At 58.9% G+C, this 26,001-nt stretch carries 28 protein-coding genes and 1 pseudogene; 12 read left to right on the forward strand and 17 right to left on the reverse strand.

Annotated elements, in window-relative coordinates:
* Positions 1-34 precede the first annotated feature (34 nt).
* The 15 genes from NKJ75_RS30425 to NKJ75_RS30495 form a co-directional block, all read right to left on the reverse strand.
* Positions 35-940, reverse strand: a complete 906-nt coding sequence (locus NKJ75_RS30425; protein WP_023835189.1) for an SIR2 family NAD-dependent protein deacylase — start codon at positions 938-940, stop codon at positions 35-37.
* Between the two features lie 32 nt (positions 941-972).
* Positions 973-1,185, reverse strand: coding sequence for a putative nitrogen fixation protein NifT (gene nifT, locus NKJ75_RS30430; RefSeq protein WP_023807985.1), 213 nt, complete (start codon positions 1,183-1,185; stop codon positions 973-975).
* Positions 1,182-1,502, reverse strand: a complete 321-nt coding sequence (locus NKJ75_RS30435; RefSeq protein ID WP_023687354.1) for a nitrogen fixation protein NifZ — start codon at positions 1,500-1,502, stop codon at positions 1,182-1,184. The genes nifT and NKJ75_RS30435 overlap by 4 nt, the downstream gene beginning before the upstream one ends.
* A 98-nt stretch (positions 1,503-1,600) precedes the next feature.
* Positions 1,601-1,795 (reverse strand): 4Fe-4S dicluster domain-containing protein, encoded by a 195-nt coding sequence (locus NKJ75_RS30440; RefSeq protein WP_023672218.1) that lies wholly within the window; start codon positions 1,793-1,795, stop codon positions 1,601-1,603.
* A gap of 31 nt (positions 1,796-1,826) precedes the next feature.
* On the reverse strand, positions 1,827-3,305 hold the full coding sequence (gene nifB / locus NKJ75_RS30445; RefSeq protein ID WP_023708818.1) for a nitrogenase cofactor biosynthesis protein NifB: 1,479 nt from the start codon (positions 3,303-3,305) through the stop codon (positions 1,827-1,829).
* 375 nt (positions 3,306-3,680) lie between these two features.
* Complete coding sequence (locus NKJ75_RS30450; protein WP_023672216.1) at positions 3,681-3,995, reverse strand: hypothetical protein; 315 nt, start codon at positions 3,993-3,995, stop codon at positions 3,681-3,683.
* 51 nt (positions 3,996-4,046) lie between these two features.
* Positions 4,047-4,346 carry a ferredoxin family protein gene (locus tag NKJ75_RS30455; RefSeq protein WP_023806340.1) on the reverse strand — a complete coding sequence of 100 codons (300 nt, stop codon included), beginning with the start codon at positions 4,344-4,346 and terminating at the stop codon, positions 4,047-4,049.
* Positions 4,347-4,357: 11 nt separating this feature from the next.
* Positions 4,358-5,665 (reverse strand): FAD-binding protein, encoded by a 1,308-nt coding sequence (locus NKJ75_RS30460; protein ID WP_023712672.1) that lies wholly within the window; start codon positions 5,663-5,665, stop codon positions 4,358-4,360.
* Positions 5,666-5,675: 10 nt separating this feature from the next.
* The gene (locus tag NKJ75_RS30465) at positions 5,676-6,785 is read right to left on the reverse strand and encodes an electron transfer flavoprotein subunit alpha/FixB family protein (protein ID WP_352500565.1); all 1,110 of its coding nucleotides are present in this window, start codon (positions 6,783-6,785) and stop codon (positions 5,676-5,678) included.
* A gap of 17 nt (positions 6,786-6,802) precedes the next feature.
* Positions 6,803-7,654: an electron transfer flavoprotein subunit beta/FixA family protein gene (locus NKJ75_RS30470; RefSeq protein WP_352500566.1), complete on the reverse strand. Its 852-nt coding sequence runs from the start codon at positions 7,652-7,654 to the stop codon at positions 6,803-6,805.
* Positions 7,655-7,839: 185 nt separating this feature from the next.
* On the reverse strand, positions 7,840-8,220 hold the full coding sequence (gene nifW / locus NKJ75_RS30475; protein WP_023687348.1) for a nitrogenase stabilizing/protective protein NifW: 381 nt from the start codon (positions 8,218-8,220) through the stop codon (positions 7,840-7,842).
* Entirely contained in the window at positions 8,217-9,425 is a 1,209-nt protein-coding gene (nifV, locus tag NKJ75_RS30480; RefSeq protein WP_023727119.1) for a homocitrate synthase, read from the reverse strand. Before nifV ends, nifW begins: the two co-directional genes overlap by 4 nt.
* Before the next feature lie 25 nt (positions 9,426-9,450).
* Positions 9,451-10,617, reverse strand: coding sequence for a cysteine desulfurase NifS (gene nifS / locus NKJ75_RS30485; protein ID WP_352500567.1), 1,167 nt, complete (start codon positions 10,615-10,617; stop codon positions 9,451-9,453).
* 36 nt (positions 10,618-10,653) lie between these two features.
* A complete protein-coding gene (locus NKJ75_RS30490; protein ID WP_352500568.1) occupies positions 10,654-11,004 on the reverse strand; it encodes a hypothetical protein in 351 nt (116 codons plus the stop codon).
* Positions 11,005-11,059: 55 nt separating this feature from the next.
* Positions 11,060-11,380: a HesB/IscA family protein gene (locus NKJ75_RS30495; RefSeq protein ID WP_023672207.1), complete on the reverse strand. Its 321-nt coding sequence runs from the start codon at positions 11,378-11,380 to the stop codon at positions 11,060-11,062.
* Between the two features lie 536 nt (positions 11,381-11,916).
* Here NKJ75_RS30495 and hemP point away from each other — a divergent pair.
* The 6 genes from hemP (at position 11,917) to NKJ75_RS30525 (ending at position 17,881) form a co-directional block, all read left to right on the forward strand.
* The gene (gene hemP, locus NKJ75_RS30500) at positions 11,917-12,021 is read left to right on the forward strand and encodes a hemin uptake protein HemP (RefSeq protein ID WP_023685012.1); all 105 of its coding nucleotides are present in this window, start codon (positions 11,917-11,919) and stop codon (positions 12,019-12,021) included.
* A 30-nt stretch (positions 12,022-12,051) separates the two neighbouring features.
* Complete coding sequence (locus NKJ75_RS30505; RefSeq protein ID WP_023672205.1) at positions 12,052-13,143, forward strand: hemin-degrading factor; 1,092 nt, start codon at positions 12,052-12,054, stop codon at positions 13,141-13,143.
* Between the two features lie 844 nt (positions 13,144-13,987).
* Complete coding sequence (locus tag NKJ75_RS30510; protein ID WP_023727121.1) at positions 13,988-15,205, forward strand: cytochrome P450; 1,218 nt, start codon at positions 13,988-13,990, stop codon at positions 15,203-15,205.
* A gap of 40 nt (positions 15,206-15,245) precedes the next feature.
* On the forward strand, positions 15,246-15,446 hold the full coding sequence (locus tag NKJ75_RS30515; RefSeq protein WP_352461019.1) for a ferredoxin: 201 nt from the start codon (positions 15,246-15,248) through the stop codon (positions 15,444-15,446).
* Between the two features lie 324 nt (positions 15,447-15,770).
* Positions 15,771-16,382: a nitrogen fixation protein NifQ gene (locus NKJ75_RS30520; protein ID WP_352500576.1), complete on the forward strand. Its 612-nt coding sequence runs from the start codon at positions 15,771-15,773 to the stop codon at positions 16,380-16,382.
* A gap of 1,001 nt (positions 16,383-17,383) precedes the next feature.
* The gene (locus NKJ75_RS30525; RefSeq protein WP_352500569.1) at positions 17,384-17,881 is read left to right on the forward strand and encodes a hypothetical protein; all 498 of its coding nucleotides are present in this window, start codon (positions 17,384-17,386) and stop codon (positions 17,879-17,881) included.
* A gap of 269 nt (positions 17,882-18,150) precedes the next feature.
* On the opposite strand, the gene NKJ75_RS30530 is transcribed toward NKJ75_RS30525, so the two are convergent.
* Positions 18,151-18,750 (reverse strand): hypothetical protein, encoded by a 600-nt coding sequence (locus NKJ75_RS30530; RefSeq protein WP_352500570.1) that lies wholly within the window; start codon positions 18,748-18,750, stop codon positions 18,151-18,153.
* 391 nt (positions 18,751-19,141) lie between these two features.
* On the reverse strand, positions 19,142-19,345 hold the full coding sequence (locus NKJ75_RS30535; protein ID WP_023822625.1) for a DUF6471 domain-containing protein: 204 nt from the start codon (positions 19,343-19,345) through the stop codon (positions 19,142-19,144).
* Between the two features lie 90 nt (positions 19,346-19,435).
* Here NKJ75_RS30535 and NKJ75_RS30540 point away from each other — a divergent pair.
* From NKJ75_RS30540 to NKJ75_RS30565, 6 genes and pseudogenes are all read left to right on the forward strand, one after another.
* Positions 19,436-19,889, forward strand: a pseudogene (locus NKJ75_RS30540) (transposase family protein); the annotation flags it as partial.
* A gap of 299 nt (positions 19,890-20,188) precedes the next feature.
* A complete protein-coding gene (locus NKJ75_RS30545; RefSeq protein ID WP_352446534.1) occupies positions 20,189-21,622 on the forward strand; it encodes a hypothetical protein in 1,434 nt (477 codons plus the stop codon).
* Positions 21,615-22,433: a hypothetical protein gene (locus NKJ75_RS30550; RefSeq protein WP_023687338.1), complete on the forward strand. Its 819-nt coding sequence runs from the start codon at positions 21,615-21,617 to the stop codon at positions 22,431-22,433. Before NKJ75_RS30545 ends, NKJ75_RS30550 begins: the two co-directional genes overlap by 8 nt.
* A complete protein-coding gene (locus NKJ75_RS30555; RefSeq protein ID WP_352500571.1) occupies positions 22,433-23,746 on the forward strand; it encodes a hypothetical protein in 1,314 nt (437 codons plus the stop codon). The genes NKJ75_RS30550 and NKJ75_RS30555 overlap by 1 nt, the downstream gene beginning before the upstream one ends.
* Positions 23,743-24,783: an OmpA family protein gene (locus tag NKJ75_RS30560; protein ID WP_031198812.1), complete on the forward strand. Its 1,041-nt coding sequence runs from the start codon at positions 23,743-23,745 to the stop codon at positions 24,781-24,783. Before NKJ75_RS30555 ends, NKJ75_RS30560 begins: the two co-directional genes overlap by 4 nt.
* A gap of 59 nt (positions 24,784-24,842) precedes the next feature.
* A complete protein-coding gene (locus tag NKJ75_RS30565) occupies positions 24,843-25,997 on the forward strand; it encodes a DUF4236 domain-containing protein (RefSeq protein WP_031206206.1) in 1,155 nt (384 codons plus the stop codon).
* Positions 25,998-26,001: the final 4 nt, after the last annotated feature.

Genomic DNA, 26,001 nt, shown 5'->3' on the forward strand with positions numbered 1-26,001 from the left:
CCGAAGCAGACATCATCAAAGGCATCCGCCATTGTTAATCCCGTCCCCAACCTGCAGCCGTGCCCGTTCCCACAAGCCGAGCCGCCGCTTGACTTAGTGGCATGTCGATCACCGTGATTCCGCTTGCCGCAAGGAAACGCGCTTCGTTTCTGGTAAGGGTTTCCGCGTCCATTACGGTGCAATAGGGACCGCGGGAGCGCTTCATGATCTGTCTGGCGTAGGTGCGCAGCATCTGATCGTTGAAGCGGCAGCCAACGAAGAAAAATCCACGGGTGATGCGCCGTTCCTTCACAGCGTCTGGGATCGGTGTCTGGATATCAATTTCGGACAGGACTTCGACGTAGTCGGAATCTGCGACGAGAAAGTTTTGCGCGGGCGTAATACTCCCGTGAGGTGAATAGAGAACCGTCTTGGCCCCCAATCGGGGGTCGAGCTCCCTCCCGGACAAATCGTAGGTTTTCGTCCAAATGTTGCCGATTTCATTCGCGCGCGTGACGCCTTGTATCTCAACGACGTCCGTTCGGCCGGTCTCTACCAGAGCCGTGCGCATCGCGCTGTCATACCAGCTGTCGATGATGAGGGAGAGTGGCAGCCTTGCGAGCCAGGCGTGGAAGGGGGTCGGCCCCACCGGCGCTGCGAATATGTCGGTCATCCAAGCTTGAAGCGTCCGGCGATGCCGGCGCTGTTCGATGAACTGTGCAACCGACCACATATTGGTGCGGATCCTGGAAGGGGCTGGAGCCCGTGCATTGAGTGCCGCGGCAACAACCTCCGGGGTATGCGGCACAGGCGGTTCCACACAGTTCAACTCAAGAAGACCCGGACCGAGATAGGGGATCACCTCATCGGCGGCGAGCGCTTCCTTCGCCAGGTCAAGCAGCTTTTCAGCAAAACTGTCCCGCACGATGACGAGGTGGCCCGATGTCAGAATCGTGTTCATCTCGTTTCCTCGCGACGCACCCAGGGGCAGCATCAGCCCTCTTCGGAAATCTTCCTTGCCTCGACGGTGATCGGCAGACGCGTATCACGTGGGAGATCGGGTAGGAGGAGCCGCCACCCGTTCCTGAGCGTGACCGTTCCGCCCCACAACTCTTCCTTCTCGAGTTTGATGATCGGCTCTTCGAGGTCCTTTTTGGGGACATACGCCGACAAACCAGCATCGGTCCTGCGGATCATGACTTTCATCTGGCCGTCCCTTCATTGGTATTGCTTTCAGCACTGCAGGGCGCCTCGGCCTTGTCGAGGCTCATCAGTTCACGCGCTCGCATACCGACGACGGTGCCACGGTCGATCCACTCGACCGCATAGATGAAGAACTGCTGGAGAAAGGTGCCAATGTCGCGCACATATCCCTCGTCCCCCTTCCGCACGAGATTTTCGCCGATCTCCCTGCCAGGATAGGTGCCGTCATTCTTTATGTGGCGAGTGGCACGTACCCGCTCTCCCGGCATGAATCGTGGAGGCCTGCGGATTTCGATCTCCTCTTCGCGTCCGAGCGACATGTCCGTTCCCTGATTTCTCTTGCGGCTGAGATTGCGAACAAGGCGTTCCAGGCGTCCTGCGTAGGCAGCCCCCAACCATGTCGGCAGTCCAATGTCCGTTACGCAGGAACGCAGGTCTTCGGCACCGGACATACCGAGGCACATTGCTGCGCATCGAAGACCCCCTCGCATTCGGTGCACTTCTGTGACTCGATCACGTAGCTCTCGCCTTTGAACTTGATCGCGCCGGAAGGACATTCGAATTCGCAGGCGCCGCATTGGGTGCATTGGGATGCGATGATCTTGAAAGCCATTTTAACTCCTGGTCCGAATGAATGAGACAGCTCAGGCCGTCGCCGCGAGTGTGGGGGTCCCAGATGCGGCGATGTAAATCGCGCTGATTGCTGTCTCGATATAGTCATGGGCACAGGCGTCGGTGGCTCTGATTCCAGCCTCCGCGAGCTGATCCTGCGGGCAATTTCCAATCTTGGCGCACAGCACGATATCTATGCCTTGAAGCGCTGCGATGACGCCATCGAGGGCCGCTTCTGCGCCCCAGCCGCCAAGGCAATACTTGTCCACCTTCCGATGCCCGACGAAGCTGATCCCTTTCAGCGAGGCTTGATAAACCTGGAATTCCTTCGCATGGCCGAAATGCTCATTGACGCGGCCGCCGCCCTTGGTCGCCACCGCGAAGAGAAGGGACTTGCCGGGGCTCGCTGCCTTGACCAATCCGATCGCTTCTCTCCTAGCCTCGACGTGATCACGGCGCTCCTCCGCGACCAGCTCCCGATAGGCCTTGCGTTTGCTGGCATCGTAGGTGACCTCGCCGGGAATCCGGTCGACTGTGAATTCCTGGCCACGATCTTCTCCGAGCAGGCCCACGGCATCTGCCCGGCACTGCCGGCAGTGGCGCATCAACTGGGCGCCGTTTTCGACACGATCCTGAAGAGCCTTCATCTCCATTGCGTTTGGGCCGCGCTGCCCGCTCAGACCGTAGTGCGTGCCGTGGGCCGGGTCCGAAATCAGCGGCATAAGGTTGTGCAGGAACGCGCCTCGCTCCTTAATCCATCTATTCACCTCGATCAGATGCTCATCATTCACGCCCGGGATCACCACCGAGTTGATTTTGGTGAGGATGCCCCGCGCGGTCAGCATCTCCAGGCCCAACATCTGCCGCTGGTGCAGGATCCGGGTGGCTTCAATGCCGACGTAGCGGCGATGATCGTGAAAGATCCAAGGATAGATCTTTGCACCGACCTCAGGGTCGACCATGTTGATCGTGATCGTCACGTGATCGACATTCATGTCAGCAAGCTCATCGACATGGTCGGGCAGCGCCAGCCCATTCGTGGATATGCAAAACTTGATGTCTGGGATTTCCCTGGCGACCCTGGCGAAGGTCGCCTTCGTCTTCTTCCAGTCGTAGCAGGCGTCGCCCGGTCCGGCGATGCCGAGCACGGAAAGCTGCGGCACCTCATTGGCGACCGCGATCACCTTGCGTAGCGCCTGATCGGGCGTCAGCTTTTCAGAGGCCACCCCAGGCCGGCTTTCGTTGGCGCAGTCATATTTGCGATTGCAGTAGTTGCACTGGATGTTGCAGCCCGGCGCGACCGCGACGTGCATACGCGCGAAATAGTGATGCGCCTCTTCTGAAAAGCAGGGGTGATCCTTGATCTTCTCCCAGACAGCCGGATCCGTGTCGTCGGGCTTTGTCGACGAGCCGCAGGACGAAGACGCGCAGCCCCCGAGTTTCATGGTGCCAAGCAACTGGTCACCGAATGTCGTGCTGAGGCTCTCAAGCGAAATTGCCGGTGCAGACATGAACGGCTCCGTTGCTGCGTGATGTCGCAGTTCAAAGCGCAAGAGCTATGCCAGCCCAAAGAGCTGTTTCGGTTCATTGAATAGGCTTCCCGTGTCACATTCCTTCGGATTGCTCCGACACACCTGTCGGGCTTACGACAGTGGACAGGCAAATGGGGTCGCGAGGCTTAGCAGCCTCGGGCGCGCAGAGTGTGAGCGAGACCACTCCGGGCTGCTTACGCTTGACGTCATCACGACGTCCCGAATTTCTTAACCTTGATACCATGCCGGCGCAGGGCGTAGCCGATTATCCAGGGCGTGAGGCCAGGATTACGAGCCGCCCTGGCAAAACCCAACCGGCCTTGTCAATCGCGTCGATCAGCCACTAGCGTTCCGTCAGATGCGGGCGACAAGCGGCATGGTTCGGACGCCGGCCGTAAGGGGAGATACCTTGCTGCGGAGGCGCCGATGCGACTGGCCGGCAGCCGCAATCCGCTCGATCTGGTACAGCCTGTGGTATGAGGCGGCGAGTGCCTGATTGAGGTGCGTGGGTGTTGCCGGCAGTGGCGGCAATCTCCGGCTCTCCTTCAGCGTCCAGACGACGACTTCTCCATCACCCGTCTGCAGAAACGTGGGCAGGACGTTCACGACAATTGCCCAGCGTATGGCGAGCGTAATCTCCAGCTCGCTTGGCGCGGTCAGCACCTTCACATATCGTAGAGTCCCTGAGCGCGGTATCTGCTTAGGGCATGCGTGCGCCGGTCATCCGAATTTAAAGAGGATTCCGAAACCGCCGCGTGGATAGTTCCACTCGATCTCACCAGTCGTCCCGCACAAAATCCGGCAGGTGCCGCACTCCATGCAGCCGTCGGCAGTGATCTCCACTTGACCCTTGTCGTTCAACTCATAACATTTCGCCGGGCAGACGTGGGTCAGCGCGAGCAAATTCGCGCTCGGCTTCTGGTGCGGTCGCACTTTGATGTGCGGGCGGCCGGAATCCACCAAGTAGCGGTTCTGGTAAAGCTTGTCCTCGACACGTGACTTCGTCGCTGCGCTGGTCATTTCGTCTCCCCTCAGCGCCACGCCAATGCAAGGCGGACCGCGTCGCTGACCAGCCCCCAGCGCGAGCGCGCCTTGATGAAGGCCGCCGTGGTCGCCTTTTCCTTCTCGATCTTCGGCGTGCCGTCGACACGCATGAAGTTCTGCGCAGCTTGCGACATCAACCGCGGATAAGTCGTGAAATAATTGCATGAATTGGTGTGGAGCAAGGCCGGCATGTCTTTGTATTTCCTCAGGTCCTTGACCACGAAGGACTTGTCCAGCATGGCTTTGTAAAGGGCGAGATTCCGTTTGTTCATCGGACCGTTGCGGCTCTTGACCTCGACGATTGCCTCAGCCGCAATGCGGCCGGAGGTCATGGCGAGGTTCGAACCCTCGCGGTGAATGGCGTTGTTCAGTTGCGCGGCATCGCCGACCACGACCCAACCATCGCCAAAGAGCTGCGGAATAGCCTTGTAGCCGCCTTCGGGAATGAGGTGTGCGGAATATTCTTTCACTTCCGAGCCGGCGATCAGCGGCCGGATCGAAGGATGGCTCTTCAAGGCATCAAGGAGAACGTAGGGGCTCTCGACCATCGCGGCAAAATCGGAGACGAGGCAGCCAATGCCCAGTGAGATGGACTCCTTGTTGGTATAGAGGAAGCCGAGCCCGGCCATGCTGCGGGAGGTCGTGCCCACCGCCTCGATCACGCAGCCCTCATCGCCCTTTACGCCGAACCGCTGCTCAATGACCTCTTCGGGCAAGAAATGCATTTCCTTGACGGCGAGGGCCACGGTTTGCGGCTTTGGCATCTCGCGCAGGCCGGCTCGAGTGCCAAGCAGTCCGCAGACACCTTCTGCGAGAACGACCACGTCCGCGTAGATGGCTCCGCCTGCCCGGTCTGTGCGGACGCCGATCACCCTGTCATTGGCATCACGGATGAGTTCCGTCACGGTCGTCTCGCACAGAACGGTCGCGCCGGCCGCGCGCACCTTACGCGAAAACCATTTATCGAACTGGGCACGGATGATCGTGTACCGGTTGGGCTTCGCCTCATTGAAGTCGTCCGACCTATAGTGAATCCCTGTATGGGATGTGTCGTCCATCACCCAAAGCCGCTGTTCAACCAAATGCCGCTCGAGAGGCGCATCATCCCGGAAATCCGGGATGATCTTCTCCAGCATGTTGGCGTACATGATGGCACCCTGGACATTCTTGGAGCCCGGATATTCACCCCGCTCCAACTGCAGCACCTTCAGGCCATGGCTGGCCATGGTGTAAGCAGCTGCGTTTCCGGACATGCCTGCCCCAACAACAATGGCGTCGAAGTTTTCCTCGATCATGTCCATCCCCTTAGCTCGAAAGCTTATCGCGACTGTGGGGCGACAGCCGCCGGGTGAAGGCTTCCGTCAGTGCGGGCAGGAAGCGGATCGCGTCGGTGACGATTCCGAGGTGAGCGAAATCGAAAATCGGCGCGTTCGGGTCGGTGTTGATGGCCACGATGAGATCCGCCCCCTCCACGCCAACCCGATGCTGGACGGCGCCGGAAATCCCGGCCGCTATGTAAAGCTTCGGCCGGATCGTCTTGCCAGTTTGGCCGATCTGCCGATCAGCTGGCATCCAGCTCTTCTGGACCAACGGACGCGAACAGCCGTGCTCGGCGCCGATTGCTCGTGCGAGGTTCTTCACAAGCTGCAGGTTCTCCGCCGCGCCAAGACCAAGGCCTCCCGCAACCACGACGTCGGCATAGGCAAGGTTTGCCTTCGCCGACTGATTGTCCGGCAGGAAGCCGAGGACTTTGGTAGCGATCTCGTCCTCGGCAAGCGAAAGCTTGTGCCGGATGACCCGCCCGACCGGTTTATCCGTCCGCTGCGGCATGGGCATGACCCTCGGCCGCACGGTCGCCATCTGCGGGCGGAAATTGAGCGTATAGATCGTGCACAACAAGGAACCGCCGAAAGTCGGACGCGTGGCGGCGAGCGAACTGTCGGTATCCACGTCGAGTTCGGTGCAGTCGGCCGTGAGCCCCGTCTGCAAGGTCGTCGCCACGGAGCCGGCAAGATCCCTGCCCAGTGTGGTGGCACCGAGAAGAAGGATTTCGGGTTTGTGGGTATCGACCAGATCCGTCAGCGCCTTGGTGAAAGGTTCATTCCGATAGTCGGCGAGCAGGGGCGCCTCGGCGATGTAGACAAGGTCAGCGCCATACGCGAATGCTTCGGCAACGGCGTTCCCGACGGCCTCTCCCGGCGGTCCAAGCACGACGCCTGCAAGCTGGACCTGAAGCTTGTCTGCTAAGTTGCGGCCTTCGCCGAGCAGTTCGAATGATACCGGATGGACCTCGCCACGTTCGAGCTCGATCAAAACCCAAACGTGCCGATAGTCCTTGAAATGGGCGGGCAATTCCTTCTTTATGCCGGCGCGGCCGGCGGCAGGGCGAGGGGTTTCTCCGTTCGCGGTCGACATCGTTGTGCTCCTTGCCGTCACGCGCCGCCGTTAAAGGCGAGCTCATGTTCCAGCGCCGGCTGGCGGGTGAAGATTGCGGTGATGAGTTCGTCAGCGACATCGCGCAAGGCCTTCTCGGCGGTGTCGATTTGTGCCGCCTTTTCAGCTCGAGCAGGAGGGGCGAAAACACGTTTGACGACCGTCGGTGAACCGCGCAGGCCGCATTTGGTGAGATCCTCAATGCCGGCGTCGGCCGCGCTCCATTTCAAGACCTGGCTGCGCGCGGCGCACAAGGCGTCCTGGATCGAGCCCCGGCGGATCTCGTTTGTGCCTTCCAGCATGGTGATGAGGCAAGGGAGCCTGCTCTTCAGCATCTGTGTGCCGCCTTCGGAACGGCGCTCGAGCTTGATCTCGCGTGCAGCAAGGTCGACAGAAGGGATCTTCGCGACATAGGTCAGTTGCAGGAGTCCGAGGCGCTTGGCGATGCCGGGCCCGACCTGGGCGGTGTCGCCATCGATCGTCTGCTTGCCGGTAAAGACGAGGTCTGGCGTGCCGAACGTCTCGCCAATCTTCGCGATTGCCTGGGAAAGGGCGAACGAGGTTGCCAGCGTGTCGGAGCCGGCAAAATAGCGGTCGGTCAAGAGCACCGCTCGGTCGGCGCCGTAACCGAGCGCCTTGCGCAGCGCGTCCTCTGCCATGGGCGGACCCATGGTGAGCACAGTGACTTCGCCGCCATGTGCGTCGCGCAGTCTGAGCGCTTCTTCGAGGGCGAACAGGTCGTAAGGGTTGATGATGGTCGGAACACCCTGGCGCATGATCGTGTTCGTGACCGGATGGACCCTTATCTGTGCCGAGTCCGGCACCTGCTTGATGCAGATTACGATGTGCATTGGCGGTTTCTCTAGGCTCCTGTCCGGGTCCGGCATTGCGGTTATCTCCTTTGTCCGCATTATTCGTGCCAAGTCTCTAGCGCTCCCCCTTTCCTACAACTTCGGCTGGTTGCTTCTGACGGCGCTGTGGTGATGACCGCATTTGGCGGCTGCTCGACATTGTCGCGTCGCACCCTTGTCGCCGATCATTCCCGTCCGAACCGCTTCAGTACCGAGTCGAACGGAACAAAGGTGTGACCCGGCGCGGCAGGTTTGTTCGGATCGTGGTCCTTGAGCACCTTGAAAATCCGATGCGTGAGCGGCGAGGAAATCGCAAAGTCCTCGTAAGCTCGTTCGAGCGTCGCGCGCACCCTCGCGGCAATCACCTGGTCGGGCAGACCGGAGAAATCTTCTTCGGCGAGGTATTGGCCCACACGCTTCATGATATGGAGCCGCGAGACATTCAGTACCTTCGGGTCATAGGCGACGCCTAGGACTGAGAAGAATTCCTCTGCAGCCGACAAGCGCTTCAGTCGTGCGAGGATGTCGGTGACATCCATGGGGCGGCTGTCAGCGGAACAATTCATTGCATTCTTCCTGGTCGCAAAACTGTGGCCTCTGTGCGCTCGCGCACGGCTGACTTGGACCCGCACAGCTCGATGAGGGATGCCTCGCTGCACATTCCATCGTAGAGCTCGACCAGTCGAGTTGCAGTGACGGTCGATTTGGTCTCGGCCGCCTCGCGTCGGACGCGGGCCACCATCGCGGCTGCCAGATCCGGGTCGAGATCGCGACCGCTTTCGCTCAGCACATGGGCAATCGCAGTGGCGCCGGAATGCTTGCCGATGACGATCCGCCGGCAGCGGCCCACGAGAGTCGGATCGAGCCCCTGATAAGTACGCGAGTCCTTCAGCAGCCCTGCGACGTGAATGCCGGATTCGTGGGTGAAAACATCGGCGCCGACGACCGGCTTAGTGGCTGCGGTCTGCCGGCGGGCGGCCCAAGCCACCTGGGCGGCGAGGCCGGGCAATGCGGTCAGCTCAATGCCGGTGTCTGCGCCGTCGAAGACTGCCATTGCGGCGGCCACCTCCTCCAGCGCGGCATTGCCCGCACGCTCGCCGAGCCCCAGGACGGTGACGGAGGCATGGCGCGCGCCTGCGCGGATCGCCGCCAGCGTGTTGGCGCCAGCAAGTCCGAGATCGTTGTGCGCATGAAATTCAAGGTCGATTGGAGACTGCACCACGAGCTGGGCGACAAGTTCGAAGGTCGAAAACGGGTCGAGAACACCGACTGTGTCGGCCAGCCTCACGCGGCTTGCGCCGGCGCGTGCGGCCGTCTCGATGACGCGGGCGAGATGATCCCGATTGGCCCGCGAGGCATCCTCGCAGCCCACCGCGACGAAGAAGCCGGCATCGGCGGCGCGCCTGACCATATGATCGATGACCTGGAGCGCTCCCGCCTTGTCGAGGCCGAGCTTGGCGGCAAGTTGGATGTCCGACGCAGGCAGCGACAAATTGACCGCTTGGACGCCGCTCTCGATCGCTGCATCGAGATCCAACGACGTCATCCGGCACCAGGCCATGAGCCGAACCGGAAGACGCCGCGCTACCACGGCGCGAATTGTTTCCATCTCGTCGACGCCCATGACCGGCGTGCCGATCTCGATCTCTGTCACGCCAGCCGCCGCAAGAGACTCAGCGATCTCCAGCTTTTCCGTCGTGGTGAAGGCGACGCCCGGCGCCTGCTCGCCATCGCGCAAGGTCGTATCGTTGAGGGAGACATGACCGGTCATGACAGGCAGCCTGTTCTTCTGCGGCTCACGCATAGACCGGACTACCCGGCCCAGAACCGGAAAAGCTGCGCAGCTTCCCCACGATTCCCGGCATGACCTCGAGCACCCGGTCGATGTCCTCTTCGCTGTTGTCCCGCGCCAAGGAGAAGCGGACTGCCGCGTGTGGCGTTTTCATCGCGCTTAGGACATGGCTTGGTTCCAGAGACCCGGAGGTGCAGGCCGAGCCAGAGGAACACGCGATGCCAATGCGGCTGAGGAGAAGTGGAATTCCATCACTTTCGACATGTTCGAAGGAGATGTTTGCGGTGTTGGGCAACCGTTGCAAGGGATCACCAGTGACACAGGTGCTTGGGATGCGCTGGAGGATCCCGCCCTCCAGGCGATCGCGGAGCGACTTTACCCGTGTGGTCTCGTCGTCCATGAATTTCAAGGCGAGTTCGGCCGCCGTGCCGAGCCCGGCTATGCCGGGCGTATTCTCGGTGCCAGCACGCCGGTTGTGCTCTTGGTGACCCCCCTTGATCAGCGAATGGAAATCGACGCCACGTTTTACGAAAAGCGCACCGATCCCTTTCGGCCCGTGCAGCTTGTGGCCGGAGAGCGACAGCATGTCGATTGCGGTCGACTTCAGGTCCATCGGAAGCTTGCCGACCGCCTGCACAGCATCGGTATGGAATAGGGCGCCCACTTCCTTGGCCAACTCGGAAAGCCTTGTCACGGGGAAGATCACACCAGTCTCGTTGTTCGCCCACATTATTGACACGATTGCAACCTGTGGGGTTAGGGCGGCCATATAGGCGTCGAGATCGAGCCGACCACGGCAATCCACCGGGATCCTGTGCACCTTGAGGCGGCGGGTCTTCTCAAGATGCGCGCAGAGCGTCAGCACGGCGGGATGCTCGACCGCGGACGTCACGATCTCGGTCCGGTTGGGCGCCGCCTCGAGCGCTGAAAGAAGCGCTGCATTGTCGCTTTCTGTCCCACCCGAGGTGAAAGTGATCTCATCCTCGAACTCCGCGCCGATCAGAGCTTGCAACTGACTCCGCGCCTTTCTCACCGCCGCACTGACTGAGGCGCCAAGAGCGTGTGCCGACGAAGGGTTGCCGAATTGATCCCTAAAGAACGGCAACATCGCTTGCACGACCTCAGGATCGACCCGTGTGGTTGCGTTGTTGTCGAGGTAGACAGGCTTCATAGGTGCGATCCTCAGTTAAACAGAATGACGCGAGCGCTAGACCGACTCGTTGAGCCTCTGGCGCATGCCGTTGATGATCATTTGAACTGGCAGCGCGCGCAGGCGCCCGGAGTGTTTGACGTAAACCGGATCTCCGTCGATATGGACATGTTCGCAGTGGCCGTAGGTCAGCCGGCAGGTAAGGACGCCCGAACGCGATAACGCTACCGATGAGCCGAATTTGGCGCAGCGGCGCGATTTGTCCGCAAGCAGCTCGGGTGCCACCAGGAACCGAGCTGCTTCGGGAGGCGACGTTCTTTGAATCCTACTGGGAGCGAATGGCGGTCCCGAGATCGGCTTTGACCTTGTCTTGTTTTTTAGGACGGGGGCATCTGTTGTGCCGGCCATATAAGTCTCCTCTGCCGCAAAATCACTCTGTCGGCCGCACAGGCGCTTCGGGCGTTTAACTGAAGGACTTGCCGCAGCCGCACTTTTCGCGCGCATTGGGGTTATCGAAGACAAAACCGGAAGATTGGAGCCCGGTGAGGAAGTCGACGGTCATGCCGGCTACATGGGGTTGGGAGCCCGCGTCCACGAACAGCTTGACCCCATCTGTGTCAGTGATCGCGTCGCCCTCGCGCGACACGCTCTCCAGGCCCATTAAGTATTTGAAGCCTGCGCAGCCGCCGGCCTCGACCATAATGCGAAAGCCTTCCGCCGGCTCGCTGGCACGGCAAAGAGCAGTCTTGAAGGCGGCAACAGCGTTGTCGGTGAGCGTAATCATGGCTCCATTCTCCTCAGTCCGCGACCTGCTTGCCCATCACGTTGCATGCACCGTGCCAAAGCCAAAAAACGTTTCAACACAGCGCGGCATCTCTCGCACTGGTGCCTCTTGATTGCTGATAAGGTGTCGGCCAATCGACACGTGCTGTCGGGTTTGTCGGGTCCGGCACGAGGGATGTTGGCCTGAGTTCTTGGGTGAACTCACATCACCAAGGACAGAACTTCTTCTGAGCTTGCCTCGGCGCAATTGGCACGGTTTTTGAAGCTCCGTTTGGCGAGACGGCAAGAGCATGCCGATCCACAACCATGCCGTGGGTGCCATCGCGATGGATGGGGCGAAGCAAGGGAGTAACATGTCAGGACCGTGGTCAGATACGCGTTGTTGGCAAAGCAGCGCCGCTCGTGGCATCCGAATGCCCGCTTGGCCGATTGCGACAACATCCATACTGGCTCACCACCGCCCAGTAGCCGCCGACCGGCTCGATGGGATGCCATCGGCATGTGGCTGCTCGCCGGTTTTCGCATCGGTGCGACGCCGTGCGCACGCTGTCCAGCGACACCTTGTTCATGGGCCAGCAGCAGATCAGGATCGAGCATTTCGGCGCGCCTTATCGGCTGAAGATTCCCGGGCAGGGCAGATGATCCTCACACGTCGTAGAAACAGGGGTAAGCATGGACCAACGCGAGAAACCGTCGCCCGACGAAATCCGGCGGGCGTGCAAAGACAATCCGAAGATCCGGGAGCATGATCTCGCCGCTCGATTGGGCATTTCGGAAGCCGAGTTGGTCGCGGCGCATTGTGGTCACGGCGCGGTGCGCATCGAGCCGCGCGTCGATGATCTGCTGACCGGCCTCGAAGCGGTCGGCGAGGTGATGGCGGTCACCAGCAACGAAAGTGCCGTGCACCAAAAGATTGGCGTCTACGGCAAAGTGGTCACCGGCAACCAGCATGCCATACTGCTCGGCGACGAGATCGACCTGCGCATCTTCCCGAAAGCGTGGGCGTATGGCTTCGCCGTCGAGAAGCGCGAGGGGGCCGAGATCCGCCGCAGCCTGCAATTCTTTGATGCCACCGGCGAGGCGATGCACAAAGCTCATCTCACGCCCGCCTCGAACCTGCAGGCCTATCAGGATCTGACGGCAGAGCTTGTATCCCCCGACCAGGAGCCGATCATATCGCTCGAGGCGAGCGGGGCGCGCGATAACGCAGTGAGTCCAGACCACGCCACCACGGTCGACGACCTACGCGAGCACTGGGGCCGGCTAAGCGACGTGCATCAGTTCTACCATATGTTGAAGACACTGAAGCTCAGCCGCTGCCAGGCGATGCGTATGGCCGACGAGGATGACGCCTGGCTACTCGACAATGATGCCATTGGCGCCCTGTTCCAACAGGCGGCCGAAGACGAGATGCCGATCATGTGCTTTGTCGGCAATCGTGGTTGCATTCAGATCCATTCCGGCCCGATCAGGTCGGTCAAGCAGATCGGGCCGCGGATCAATGTGCTCGAAGAGACCTTCCATCTGCATCTTAGGACCCATCGCATCCGCGAGGTCTGGGCCGTGCGCAAGCCGACGAGGGATGGTCACGTTACGTCCATTGAAGCCTATGGCGCGGACGGCAAGATGATCATCCAGTTCTTCGGCACGCGCAAGGAAGGCGAACGCGAGGGCAGCGACTGGCGGTTTCTGGCCGAGAGTCTGCCACGCGTTCCCGGTCCGACCTCCAGGGGTGTGTTGACTGCCGACAGGTCCTCGGATTGAATTGGCCGCGATAGGACTCAGCACCACGTTCCGACAGCGGCTCGCGAGCAAATCTAGGTCCATGAGCGGAAAGGATGCCGTCGTAGCGCATGCGCATGGTCAGGTGATGCACGCCGGAATGGACCGCATCTATACAGTCAAGCTGGTCGCCGGTCGGCACCGGTGCGCACGAGTGCATCGCCGTCTGCCGGAAAAGCCTTGCAGCGCCTGCGAGCGATAAAACGCATACGCCATCAGCGCCGAACCGAAGCGCGGCTTGACCTTTTTGATATTTCCGATCGTCTCGCGCAAGCGCCGTCGGGTCTTCTCGGACCGCACCCGATCCTTGCGCTGGATCGCGTCATTGCTCAATCCGGGCCGTGCGAGCGATCTACTCGCTCGTCGACCGGCAGGCTGTGCAGCAACAGCCAAGCCGAACAGCCCGATGTCGCGGGCTCGACAAAACCGACCACGGATGTCGGTTGTCGGACGTTGTCATAAGAATGATGGACAGGTGATCATCAGCGGCAGACCCAGCGCAGGCTGGCATTGCTTGGTGCACCGCCATGGCTACCCTATCCGGCACGCGACTTGCTTCGACAATTTGATCAGCAGGGCAGAGGTGATTGACCAGTCTCTCAACCCTAACGGGGAAGCGGCCGCTTTGCTTCATGACCGGAGCGCGGCGGAGATGCCCCTCTGATCGACTTCGCAACCCATCTCATCCGCGCTGGTGCAGGTGGGCTGTATCAGGCGACAGAATCTAGAAGGCGCCCGACAAGAGACGTGCCCATGCTGGAAATCGACTTTATGAACAGCGGTGCAATCTCAATTGAGCCATGAACGCCAATGTAGAGAAAACAAAATGGCGACCAACCCCGTTCCAGATCATGTCCCGCCCGAAATGGTGAGGGACTTCAGCCTGTTTACATCGCCAGGGATGCCACCAACACCCAACGGGGATCCACACGCAGCTGTCGCTTGCGTACATGACGGGCCTCCGATCTTTTACTCCCGCTACAACACGCAAGATGGCCGGGGTACCTGGGTCATCACCCGTGCCGCGGACCAGCGGAAGGTGCTGCAGGACGCAGAGACTTTTTCCAGCCATCGCAGCATCTTCTCCTCCATACTGGGTGAGAACTGGCCGACGATCCCGCTTGAGCTCGATCCACCGGCCCATGGCGTCTTTCGCTCACTGCTTAATCCGCTGCTTTCGCCAAAGCGGGTGTTGGCTTTGGAACCGGCTGTCCGCGAACGGGCGGTCGAGCTGATCGAAAGGATCGCCGCGTCGCGCACAAGCTGCGACGTGATGAAGGATTTTGCCTTTCCTTTCGCGGTGAGCACCTTTCTTCGCTTTCTGGGGTTGCCTGATGACCGACTCGATACATTCGTCGGCTGGGGGAAAGATCTGCTCCACGGCGACGATAAGGAACGACCTGTGGCTGCCCGGACGATCGTGGCATTCATCGACGAACTTGCAGCCATGCGCCGCGATGAGGCGGTTGACGATTTCATGACCTTTATAGTGCAGGCACAGGTCGAGGGCCGCCGGCTGACTGACACCCAAGTCCGCGGCATCGGCGTGCTTGTCTTCGTCGCTGGGCTCGACACGGTCGCAGCAGCTATAGGCTTTGACTTGGCGTACCTCGCACGCAACCTCAAAGATCAGCAATTGCTGCGGAGCGAACCGGACCGCATCCCGCTCGCAACCGAAGAATTGCTGCGGGCCTATCCGCCCATTCAGTTGATCCGCGTGGCCACGAAAGATATCGACTTCGAAGGCGCGCCGATCCGGAAGGGGGACTATGTTTCCTGCGCCACGATGATTGCCAATCGTGACCCGGCGGAATTCGAATGCCCCAACACGATTGATTTGGAGCGGGAGGACAACCGCCACGCAGCGTTTGGCTATGGTCCCCACCGTTGCCTTGGCTCACACCTTGCCCGGCGCGAGATTGTCATTGGCCTGGAGGAGTGGCTGGCGCGCATCCCGGCTTTCAGGATCAAGCAGGGTACGGCGCCGATAACTTCTGGCGGCCATGTGTTCGGGATCGAAAATTTGATCCTGGACTGGTCTTAGGCCCGCCCCGAGCCCGGGCACAGACAATGGAGGCAGCGCCATGCGCATCATCGTCCAAAAGGCCAAATGCCAGGGCCACGCGCGATGCGCGGCGCAAGCGCCGGACATCTTTAAACTCGATAATGACGGTTACATCCTGCCTGGTGACATTGAAGTTGCGGAAGGGGAGGAACTGCCTGCATCACGAGGCGCGCGATCCTGTCCTGAACGTGCGCTGGAACTCACCCGCTGCGCGTTTTGAATCGGCCTCATTCAACCGTGAGTCTGGCGGCTTGAACCATGTGGCCGCACTCAGCACGCGACCTCTGTCCCGCACGGTTCACGTCCAACTCTGCAGGGGCATTTCCGGCGCCAGTGTTCCCCGTGAGGCGCAAACGGCAGGGCAGGGGTTCGCGAACAACTCTTCCAATCACACAATTTGCGTCAGAGCCGATGGACCAGACGAGAATTGCCGGACTACTCGACGCGAGGCGACCGGAGTGCCACACCGAAGAACTGCCCGACCCATGTTGCGGCAGGCCGGGTCTGTGCATGATTTGATAGGACCATAGCAGGAGAACGCACCATATTTGCCCAACATTATGCCCGGCTCAGCACCGGCCAATGGCCGCAGCTGGAGAGGAGGTTCGACCAGCATGTGCTTGCCTGTGTGCTTTCACGTGCGCTCGAGGAGATCGAGGCCGGCGAGGCGACGGCGACGGAGGCAACCGGACTTTCGCGCGCCGAGTTGCGCGATGTCCTGGTCCGCTGTTTCCCTGCTTTTCCGATCAACGCGTTTGCCTTGGAAGAGGGGAGCGAGCCCGAGCCGGATCTGGAAGAAGAACTTCTGCGCGGACTGCTGCTGGCGCATGCCCGGCCCGACGACAAGGCAGGCGCCCGCTTCGCCAAGATCATCGCCCGGCGTGCCATGCGCAATGACCACCTCTGGCAAGACCTTGGCCTCTTTAGTCGAAGCGACCTCGGCCGCCTGCTCGCCTCGCATTTTCCGACGCTGGCGGCCGGCAACACCCAAAACATGAAATGGAAAAAATACTTTTACCGAAAGCTCTGCGAGGCCGAAGGTTTTTCGCTGTGCAACTCCCCCAGTTGCCGGGACTGTAATGATTTCGAAAGCTGCTTCGGCCCGGAGGAAGGCGAAAGCCGGCTCACACGGACCGAGGACAACGCCCAGGATTGAGAGCCGCTTGCGTCAGTCGTACAGCGTCAGAGCTCGCGCCACGCCATATGTCTGTTGTCAAATCTCGACGGAGGCCTTGGGGGATTTGAATACTGTGCGCTCGCGATGCTCGCTTCGGCGGGTCGTCGTCATGGCAGGCGCGAGTCGAATGTTTGTTAGATGCCGCCACAACCTAAGCCGGCATCATCAATCGCTACAAGCGCAAGGAGTTGAAGGACACGTTGCGCGATCTTGAGCAGGCCGGACTTGGTGACCAGCTCGTTAGGTTTTCCAATTCATGAGTGGCTAGAGCGATGGCTGTACTGGCGTTCGATCTCGTTTATTTTTCCGGCCTGACGGCAGACCAACTGCTAGGCAGCGTCATCTCACTTCTGGCGTGTTTGCTCCTTTATAACGCTCTGGCTCCGGACCGAGTTAATCGATAGGTCGGCGGCCGCTCGGCGTCACTGCTAATGCCCTGATACGATTTTAGGAAACGGGGTCTGCAGTGTTTCTTCCGCTTCGGCGCCACATAGCTTTCAACCAGGCGAAATGCTCGACGTCGACAGTTACCAGCGGCCGTAGGTTGATGGTCACCGTGTTTGGCGCTCAGGACTTCCTCCGTGCTAGTCAATGGCGAGCATCGGAAGCGATTTTGCAGGTTTTGCGCAGACGGGATTCTGGCTCTGCCCGCCGGTCGGGTTCGTCAAAAGGTGCTAATATAGCGTTGTATGTCCGATCGGCGGTAGTAGCCGCTTACTGATCGCCGGACGGTCGATCCCTGAACCTTGTTGCACCCGCACCTGGGGTGCTTAGGGAATGATATTATCTGACAAATGGAAAAATCACGTAGGAGCCAAAGTAAAATTTTATTATATCTGACTCCTGAGAATTGCCAAGTAATGATCCAAGAACGCATCTTTCGCGGGTCGTTAGCTTGTTTTTAAACTCTAGTGCGTCACTATCGGGTCCGTAGATCCCAAAAATGTCCCATCCTTTGCAGGGCAACAAGGAGGCGTACTATGGCAAGAATTTTTGAAATTCTTTTGGGCAGTCTGACTGCCGGATCTGTTCTCGCAATTCTTTGCATGCCAGCGACTGCAGCTGGAATTAATGTCGGAGGCGTCGGCGGGGTATCCGTCGGCAGCGGAGACGCCAGCGCTAATGTGGGCGGCAACAGCGGCGCTACGGCTAGCGTATCCCTAGGCGGTTCTGGGGCAAATGCCGCAGCCTCCGTCGGCGACACTGGCGGAGCGACTGCTTCCATCGGCACTGGCAGCGCCAATGTCGGTGTCGTCACCGGGGTTGGTACCGACGTAAATGTCGGCGTTGGAACCAATCCAGCCGCCAACCCCAGCAACCCGACCGCTTCGAGCAACCCGAATCTGGCTAGCGTTGTCGGCGATATGTCGAACGCCCAGGTCACTCGGATGAAGAAGCGCTGCGTCGAAGTGCTTAGCAACGAAGACACCTATGATCGTGACCTGCGCCGGCTCTGCCTGCTGATCTCGCGCCGCTAACCAGCGACCCCTTTCCGACCTGTCGGGGCTGTCGACATGACACTCTCCAGTTCCGGCAGTGGAAGCCCGCCCGCCGAAAGGTTGGCGGGCTTTTACAGTCAGCGTTTTTCCATCCGCAGCAGCCAGGATGTTTAGGCACTTTCGCGTATGTAAACGTTGACAGTTAAGGCGCTTTCGCCTCGTAGGCAAGTTGTGTAACGCCTTGTTCTTGAACAAAAAATGTGAGAACGCCTAGTTGCTTAAGCGAAAAGCGCCTTACCGAGCGGATATCAAAAATAAACATTGTAGCGATCTTGCAACCGCCCGAGGCCGCTTTTACGCGTTCGGAGCAAGTCTAAGGCCGATAAGTCATCGTTTTGCTTATGTTTCTTCACGTCACGGCGGCGGTAGTGTAGCCGGGAATGTCCTGCAAATGGAACGTATTGCCGGGAGGCGAGTAGCGGTAGATAAATCCGAATTGGTCGGTGATCCCGTTGACGCTCGTATAAGTGATCTCGCCATACAGATACATATGGAAGGGAACCCGCCCCTATGTGAGTATCGGACAGGAAAAGCTCATTCAGCACATTGTTTGTGATAGGGCCGCCGCGATCAAAAGCTGCAGGGCTAAGAGCATCGTCTGCCCCGAGCACCCGTTCAACGTCATTGATTTCTCCGGGATGGTAATGCGGAGTTGGCGGCAAGTTGCAAAGCCGGAGGCTCGCCCGAATCTCGTTTATGATGGCAGGAGTGCGTCCGAAATTCTTGATCGAGTATGCCGCTTCCGGAATTGGTCTTTTGTTGTCGGGCTTGTCAGCCCAATCGTGCGTCACCCCCACCAACGGTTTGGTGGCGGTGACGAACAAATACGGGCGCTCGATATCGAGCAAACGCCTTTTCGGCAATGTCGGCGCTGCGCTGGGTGTGCCTAGCAGCCTCTTTGGCGTAGTAAGCAGCGGCCATAGCAGCGGCGAGCGTGAAAGCACCCACGATAGCGCCAATGGTGGTCCAGTTCGCCGACTGTTGGGCAGCGTCGGCAGCCTTCCACTGGGCACACAGATCGGAACTGCGATCATCGTGACCTGCTTGGCATGGGTTAGTGTAACTTGGGGGTTCATTTGCCTGTTGGACTGGCGGAGGACTCGCCGCAACAGGGTTGCCTATGGTCTCTTGATGCTGTTCGGAATGTTGGGGCTGGAGTGCTCTTGCGCTCGTCTGGCGGTAAAGCCGCCCCGAGTAAAACTACTCCGAAAGCCGCAATGAGGATGCCCCGATAGCGTCTCAGCATTGCAGTAAGAACGCAGCGCTAAAGCCCCCCCGGCTTATTTTGTTGTTCAAATTACGCTCGGTTTCGTGAATGTCCATAGTCGCCAATTTTTCGGCGAGTTGGGCATAGGTAACGCCCTTCCGCTTCAACTCTGACTTCAAAAGGTTCTTGGCTTTCGTCTCGTATTCGACGGTCTGCGGGTCGTCCTTGCCTGCCATAGCCTCGCCTCAAAAAATATCATCACAGTCGGTGGTACAGGCCCCTGTATTTGGCGATACAAGCCCCGCATATAACCGGATATGATGACAATGGCCCAACACTTCCTCCTTTCCGCCGAAAGCCGCTCCCTTTCTCTGAAAGAGATTTACAAGGGTGGCGAGGAAAAGGCTTACGACGCGTTCAAGGCTTCGACTCAAGGCGAGCCTGTTTGCCGGAAATGCGGGTGCCTGGATCATTACGACATTCCGACCCGTCGCAAGTTCAAGTGCGCCGCTTGCGGGGGCGCAGTTCTCGGTTACGAGCGGCACGATCTTCGCCTTGGCGCAAGCTGTCGTTTGTCGATCTGCTCGCCGCGATCTGCCTGTTTGTTAACGGCGCGAAGGGCATGTCGGCGGTCCAGTTCTCTCGCGATCTGGACGTGCAGTACAAGACCGCCTTTGTGCTGGCTCACAAGCTGCGCGAAGCCTGTCGGCTGAAACCAAGAACGAAACCCTTGAAGGCGAGGTCGAGATTGACGGCGCTTACTTTGGTGGCGTGGTGCGCGCCCCGGGCGCCCGCTTCTGCTACTGCGCGAACGCCTCTGGAGTCGATTTTTAGCAGCTCATTGGCGTGATCTTCAGTTCCTTCGCCACAAAGCCCGGCGGAGAAGAGTATGCTGCCTGGCCTATTCATTGGCCCAAGTCCGCTTGCCACGGCACCTATCGTTGTCATTTTTACATCAGACGATCGTCTCGTGAGCAGTGGACCGCAAAGTTGCGAAGACGCAGTTGCCCTTTGCTTCTACTGTGCATAGAAGCCATTTGTGCGGGCAGAGGTACAAAAATGGGTGCGGTGCTGTGGGAATAAAATTCGAAAAGCTAAATAAACTGCGGGAGTCTCTACTAGAGGCAAATCACGATTTCCGCGCCAGCACCCAATTGTTCAATAGCTTGGATGTCGCAAAAATTGATCGCGAAATGGATCTTGAAGGTCGTGGAACGCAGCGAGGCGAGGCTAACCAGCCCCCGAAAACGGCCAAGAATTTCGACGATATAGAGCACACAGTTATCGAGAGGGTCGAGGACGAAAAGAAGGCCGCACATCACACACTCGAAGACAGCCTACAGCTACTCTCCGGCCGATTGGCTGGCCTCGACTTTGAAGAGCAGTTTGGTCTGATCCGTCAGGCGAACGCCGCCAGTGTTTCCGATTTCAAGGCCTCGATCGCGGTGGGCCTGGACGAACTTCACGGATTGCGCAAATCGCTCAACGATGCGGAGAAAGAACACGACTGGTTCAAACAGAAGCACGGGCTTGTCCGGGCTGTGAGGGTTCAACACGGAGCGGCCCATGTTTTCCGAGTGTCCCTGCTAATCTTCCTGTTCCTCATTGAAACGGCGATGAACGGAAATTTCCTCGCAAAGGGAAATGAACAGGGATTCTTTGGCGGGCTCCTCGAAGCCGCCGCTTTCTCGTTTTTGAACATCGGCGCCGCTCTGCTGTTCGCAATATTCTGTGCACGCCTGGTGACTCACAGATCGCTTTTTGTGAAGTTGATCGGCGCGCTGTCGATAGTGGCCTATATCGGCTTGGCATTGACCATAAACCTAGCGCTTGCGCATTACCGCGAGGTTAGCGGGTCCTTTGTGGACGGAGCCGGCGTCGAGGTCGTGCGCAGCATGCTCGCCAATCCGGCTGGCCTTATGGACGTGAAATCCTGGCTTCTGTTCGGCATTGGTCTCATGTTTTCGATCTTTGCGTTTATCGACGGCTGGTTCGTTCTCGACCCATACCCGGGCTATGCGGGTGTCGAAAACAGATTGGTGGCTCGCCGGGAAGACTACATCGAGCGCAAGAGCGAGCTCATCGAGGCTCTGCAAGAGGTGCGCGATGAGCACAACGAGAAGGTGGAGGACATCGTCAAGCGGCTGGGGAGCAGACGCAGGGAGCATCGAGCGATCATCGACCATCGGTCGAGGCTGCTGACGCTCTTTGTGCAGCATCAAGACCAGCTGGAGCGAGCCTGCAACCAGCTTCTCTCAAAGTACAGGGAGGCCAATTTCCAGGCCCGCACAGAGCCAGCGCCAAAACATTTTGCCACACCCTACAAACTTGAGCGCATAAAACCCCTGATATCGTCCGACGATGAATGGAGCGAGAAGGACCTGGGCGCCTCAATTCGTGACGCGCAGGAAGAACTCAACGCTCAAGTGCGGCTCATCGGGCTGGAATGCGAGCGCGGGATCGAACAGTACCGAGATCTCGACAAGCTTCATCCGGATAGCGTGAATGGCTAGGCGGGGTCGCAGAAGAAAGAAAGGCAGTGGCGGCACAATTGTCGCAGCAGCCGGATTGGCCGTGCTGTCGGCTGTGATGCTGGCCGGTTTTGTTTGGATGTGGTCGAGATCCGGGAAGGACCAAATCGACATCAGCACGAATTGCCCACTGAACGGACCTGTGAGCCTGACAGCGGTCTTGATCGACGCCACCGACCCGATTTCGCCGATAACCATGGCGGATCTGAAGAATGAATTCCGCAAGACCATTGGGCGCGTCGAGCCTGGCGGCTATCTCAAGATATTGACGCTGGGCGCGAGGCCCGGCGACCTGACTGTGATGTTTGATGGATGCAATCCGGGCGACGGCTCGACGGTCGACAGCTGGACGAACAATCCGTCTCGGCGGCAGAAGAAATGGGAAGATGCGTTCGAGGACCCTTTGACGAACCTTCCCGACCAGATTCCCAATGGAGAATCCGCGAGCCAATCTCCGATCATGGCCGGAATTCAGAAAATCAAACTGTCGCTATTCGATAGCAGTTTGGCGAAAGAGAAGACCGCTAAGCGAATAATAGTCGCGTCAGATATGATCGAACATACGGCGCTGTACTCACAATATCGTTCGGGTCTCGATTATCAGAAGTACCTTGATAGCGCGGCTGACAGGACTTACGGGACATCGCTCGATGGCGTCGGGTTTACGATACTCTACGTCGATAGGGCGAAGAAGCCATTTGGCTCTTTCGAACATGCAGAGTTCTGGACCCGGTGGGTTCAAAGCCATCATGGTGATTTTGAGAAGCTGGTAGGGTTGGAGGGGTTAAACTAATGGCCAAGAAGCGAGGGGAGTCGTTCTTAGGACATCCGAGCCTGCCCCTTTTCGTCTTTGCGACGCTAACCCTGGGTGGCTGCGTGTTCATCGCAATAGCCAAGCTGTCGGGCGTAGACCCTATAATGGCGGCGAGCGCACCGGTGTGCCTGATGCTCATCTATCTTGCCGCGTCCGTCTTCACCGGCAAGCTACGGCTCCACGATGAGCAAACAGGCGACAATCTCTACTACATGGGTTTCCTGTTTACGTTGACGAGTCTCGGCGTATCGCTGTTTCAGTTTGGTTCCGAAGGATCCACCGACACAATCGTGAGGAACTTTGGTATCGCGGTGACGTCGACGATCACGGGCATTGCTTTGCGGATCTTTTACAATCAGATGCGCCGCGATCCTGCCGACATCGAACGGACGGTCAGGCACGAACTCGCGGATATGACGCGGCGTGTAAGAGCCGAGATGGAAAGTGTAACCAGGGAATTCGCTGACTTTCGCCGCGTAAGCAATCAGATGTTGGAGGAGGGTTTTGCCGAAATCGCCGTTCAAGCGGAGCGGAACGGAGAGCACATAAGATCGGCCCTGGATAAAATCGCGATGGAATCGATCAGACCAGTTCAAGAGGCCTCGGGAAAGCTCAGCAATGCTTTGAGCCACAATTTTGGGCAGATCGAAAGTCAGTTCTCGTCGATCGCACAGCGCGTCGAGGCGGCAGCCGATCTGCTCGACAAAGCCAACAGCTCAATGTCCTCTTCAGTTGGCAGACTGGGTGAACAGGCCGAAAGCGTAGCCACCAAGTTGGAGAAGGTTGTCGTCCCTGATGAGGTCCTTAAGAACGATCTGGCGCCGATGGTGAAACTTCTTGGCAGCGCGGTCGCTCAGTATGCTGTCAAAACAGAGACGGCTTCGCAGGAACAGCAAGCCCGCATGGCGGGCATCGTTGATGCTGTGGCTAAAGTGGCCGCAGGTGTGGAAAAGGCTGTGGCAGCCGCAGAGCAAACAGCGGAGAGCGTCCAAGCGCAACAACGCTTGACCCAGGCGCTTGCCGCAGTGGTGCAAAAGCAAAGCAAGGACACCGGAGACCTTGTCGCAACCTTGGCAGGAAGAACCCTTCACGCGCCGAGGCCTGTTCCCCCTCTCAACGCTCCTATCGCGATTGAACAGCCACTGGCAAATCTGGCCGCAAATGACACCGTCGAGAGCGCACCAATTCGGGTCGAGCGTGAGCCCCAACCAGACGCTTTCCAAACTCTGGGAAGCGAGCCTCCCGCCGAACGAACGGAACCGCCTAAGCGAACCAGTTGGTGGGGCAGGTGAGTGACGCTGGCGGGACTTCGGTCGCCTTCGAGCGCAAGGGTTTTGGCCGCGGTTTGATACTGGGCCTGACCATGGCCGAGACGATGCTGCTTTTGGTGTTCTGCCTGTTGCTAGCAGCCGGTGCTATCATCACGAAAAAGCAGAAAGAGACCGATGAGGCACTGCGAGCCACTCAATCAAACAAGGAAAACGTGCAGAGGCTCGAAGCCGAGAACAAGCGGCTTCTGGCTCAGATAAAAGCGGTGTTTCAGCCCACGAGGGGAGGAACCGTTCCCGACGAACAATGGCGCGAGCTGGTCCTGGCCAAGGATGCTGTTAAGTCGGTCAAGGAAGCAGGTATTTCTCTGGAGGAGGTCGTGCGAAATGCCCCTGTCGCGAAAGTCCTTGCGGACAACGACATAAGCGTTGATCAGACCAAGGCCATGATAGATGCGGCGAAGGTCTTGAGAGAATTTGGTTACGCCGGCACCGACAAAGGGCTGCAGGATCTGGCTGATGTGCTCAAGGAGGCTGCAGAGCCGACGCAAGCAGCAAAACCTCACGATTGGCCGCCGATCATCAGTCTCAGCGAACTGGATGGCTATAATTTCGATACCGGAAGCGCAGAGCTTTCGAATGCCTTCAAAACAAAGTTGCGCGATCTTGCGAAGACCATCGCCGGGACTGCGACCTCGTACGGTGTCGACGTGATTGAGGTAATTGGACACACGGACGAACAGGCAATGGCGGGCGAATCCTCCAACATGGACAAGGGGCTCCAACCGGTCCTGTCAGGGAAAGTGGAAATCGGCTCACTCCATCCCGCCGACAATGCCGGTCTTGGGCTGGCCCGCGCGATTTCAGTTACAAGTGTGCTCAGTGACATGCCCGCATTAAAGGGGTTTACGATTTTGCCGATGTCTGGTGGTCAGCTCATCCTGCCCGGCGATCATCTCACCGACGGAGCGCAGATTGGCGATGTACGGGCTCGAAGGCGCATCGAGATTAGGGTGAGGCAGCGATCAAAATTGGCGCCGGTTGGTGGCGCCAAGCCATGAATGGGGACGAGAGACTGGCGCCTTAGCCGGTACGGCAGTTGAGTTGGGGGGATTGGGCTATGGGGTTTTACGTTCGAAAATCGATCAGTGCGGGACCATTCCGCTTTAACTTTTCGTCCGGTGGGGTTGGCGCTTCCGTTGGCGTGAAGGGCCTCCGCATCGGCACTGGGCCAAGAGGTCACTACATCCACGCCGGCGTGGGTGGGCTCTACTATCGTGGCACTTTAGGCAAGGCCAGCGCGAAGAAGGTAGTCCAGCTCTCTCAGACCCCATCTGCGCCGCAACCCCGTCCACAATCCTCGCGCCCGGAATACGTCTCTGATGGCGTCGTGATGAGAGAAATCGAGTCCCGCGATGTGGTGGAAATGCGTGACGAGACATTCGCCAATGTGCTCGATGAAATCAATGCCAGGCAATCGCAGACGCGGCTGTCCGTAGCACTCGCGGTTTTGTTCGGGATCGCAGGTTTCCTTGCGGGGACCAAGCTCGGAGGTGCCGCACCGGTGCTGGGCATCGGTGCCTTTGTGCCGGGTATGCTCATTGGCAAATGGTTTGACAGTTACCGCCGGGTGAGCGTGCTCTATTACGATCTGGAAAAAGACGCGGAGGCCGCCTACGGGCGACTTGTCGGCGCGTTCGAAACTCTCACCGGCTGCGCAGGGAGATGGCATGTCGCTGCCGACGGCAAGATAGAGGATCTGACTGCTTGGAAGCGAAATGCCGGGGCCAGCATGCTGGTCGACAAAAAGCCCACGACACTTACAAGCTCCTTGCCGAAGGTTGTACGCAGCAACGTTACTCCTCCTTCAATCCATGTGGGTCGGCAGGTGCTCTTCTTCATGCCTGACCTAGTGCTGGTGAAGGACGGAAACCGATACGGCGCAGTCGGATATGCCGATCTGCAGACCCAATTCGCCCCGAGTAATTTTATCGAGACCGGCAAAGTTCCATCTGATGCGGAGATCGTGAGCTACACCTGGGCTCACCCAAACAAAAACGGCGGGCCTGACAAGCGCTTCAAAGACAATCGGCAGATCCCTGTATGCCGCTACGAAGCGTTGCGGTTTTCTAGCCCGTCCGGACTTAACGAGCTGGTGGAATTTTCCAAGACAAACGTCAGCCAGCCCTTTTGCCAGGCTCTATCGGCACTCGCGCAATTGCATCGAAGCTCCGACCGCCAATTCACAACGCGAAATGCGCACACTAGGGAGTGATGGT

Source organism: Mesorhizobium sp. M0058, assembly GCF_040323095.1.
In the GTDB taxonomy this organism is placed as follows: Bacteria; Pseudomonadota; Alphaproteobacteria; order Rhizobiales; family Rhizobiaceae; genus Mesorhizobium.

What these genes read in the sequence shown, in the direction of transcription:
- nifS (WP_352500567.1), bottom strand. Translation starts at nt 10,617, where the DNA reads ATGAAGCCTGTCTACCTCGACAACAACGCAACCACACGGGTCGATCCT.
- NKJ75_RS30555 (WP_352500571.1), top strand. Translation starts at nt 22,433, where the DNA reads ATGGCCAAGAAGCGAGGGGAGTCGTTCTTAGGACATCCGAGCCTGCCC.
- NKJ75_RS30510 (WP_023727121.1), top strand. Translation starts at nt 13,988, where the DNA reads ATGGCGACCAACCCCGTTCCAGATCATGTCCCGCCCGAAATGGTGAGG.
- NKJ75_RS30470 (WP_352500566.1), bottom strand. Translation starts at nt 7,654, where the DNA reads ATGCACATCGTAATCTGCATCAAGCAGGTGCCGGACTCGGCACAGATA.
- NKJ75_RS30465 (WP_352500565.1), bottom strand. Translation starts at nt 6,785, where the DNA reads ATGTCGACCGCGAACGGAGAAACCCCTCGCCCTGCCGCCGGCCGCGCC.
- NKJ75_RS30565 (WP_031206206.1), top strand. Translation starts at nt 24,843, where the DNA reads ATGGGGTTTTACGTTCGAAAATCGATCAGTGCGGGACCATTCCGCTTT.
- nifB (WP_023708818.1), bottom strand. Translation starts at nt 3,305, where the DNA reads ATGTCTGCACCGGCAATTTCGCTTGAGAGCCTCAGCACGACATTCGGT.
- NKJ75_RS30505 (WP_023672205.1), top strand. Translation starts at nt 12,052, where the DNA reads ATGGACCAACGCGAGAAACCGTCGCCCGACGAAATCCGGCGGGCGTGC.
- NKJ75_RS30490 (WP_352500568.1), bottom strand. Translation starts at nt 11,004, where the DNA reads ATGGCCGGCACAACAGATGCCCCCGTCCTAAAAAACAAGACAAGGTCA.
- nifV (WP_023727119.1), bottom strand. Translation starts at nt 9,425, where the DNA reads ATGACCGGTCATGTCTCCCTCAACGATACGACCTTGCGCGATGGCGAG.
- NKJ75_RS30535 (WP_023822625.1), bottom strand. Translation starts at nt 19,345, where the DNA reads ATGGCAGGCAAGGACGACCCGCAGACCGTCGAATACGAGACGAAAGCC.
- NKJ75_RS30455 (WP_023806340.1), bottom strand. Translation starts at nt 4,346, where the DNA reads ATGACCAGCGCAGCGACGAAGTCACGTGTCGAGGACAAGCTTTACCAG.
- nifW (WP_023687348.1), bottom strand. Translation starts at nt 8,220, where the DNA reads ATGAATTGTTCCGCTGACAGCCGCCCCATGGATGTCACCGACATCCTC.
- nifT (WP_023807985.1), bottom strand. Translation starts at nt 1,185, where the DNA reads ATGAAAGTCATGATCCGCAGGACCGATGCTGGTTTGTCGGCGTATGTC.
- NKJ75_RS30460 (WP_023712672.1), bottom strand. Translation starts at nt 5,665, where the DNA reads ATGATCGAGGAAAACTTCGACGCCATTGTTGTTGGGGCAGGCATGTCC.
- NKJ75_RS30525 (WP_352500569.1), top strand. Translation starts at nt 17,384, where the DNA reads ATGGCAAGAATTTTTGAAATTCTTTTGGGCAGTCTGACTGCCGGATCT.
- NKJ75_RS30440 (WP_023672218.1), bottom strand. Translation starts at nt 1,795, where the DNA reads ATGGCTTTCAAGATCATCGCATCCCAATGCACCCAATGCGGCGCCTGC.
- NKJ75_RS30425 (WP_023835189.1), bottom strand. Translation starts at nt 940, where the DNA reads ATGAACACGATTCTGACATCGGGCCACCTCGTCATCGTGCGGGACAGT.
- NKJ75_RS30550 (WP_023687338.1), top strand. Translation starts at nt 21,615, where the DNA reads ATGGCTAGGCGGGGTCGCAGAAGAAAGAAAGGCAGTGGCGGCACAATT.
- NKJ75_RS30515 (WP_352461019.1), top strand. Translation starts at nt 15,246, where the DNA reads ATGCGCATCATCGTCCAAAAGGCCAAATGCCAGGGCCACGCGCGATGC.
- NKJ75_RS30495 (WP_023672207.1), bottom strand. Translation starts at nt 11,380, where the DNA reads ATGATTACGCTCACCGACAACGCTGTTGCCGCCTTCAAGACTGCTCTT.
- NKJ75_RS30435 (WP_023687354.1), bottom strand. Translation starts at nt 1,502, where the DNA reads ATGTCGCTCGGACGCGAAGAGGAGATCGAAATCCGCAGGCCTCCACGA.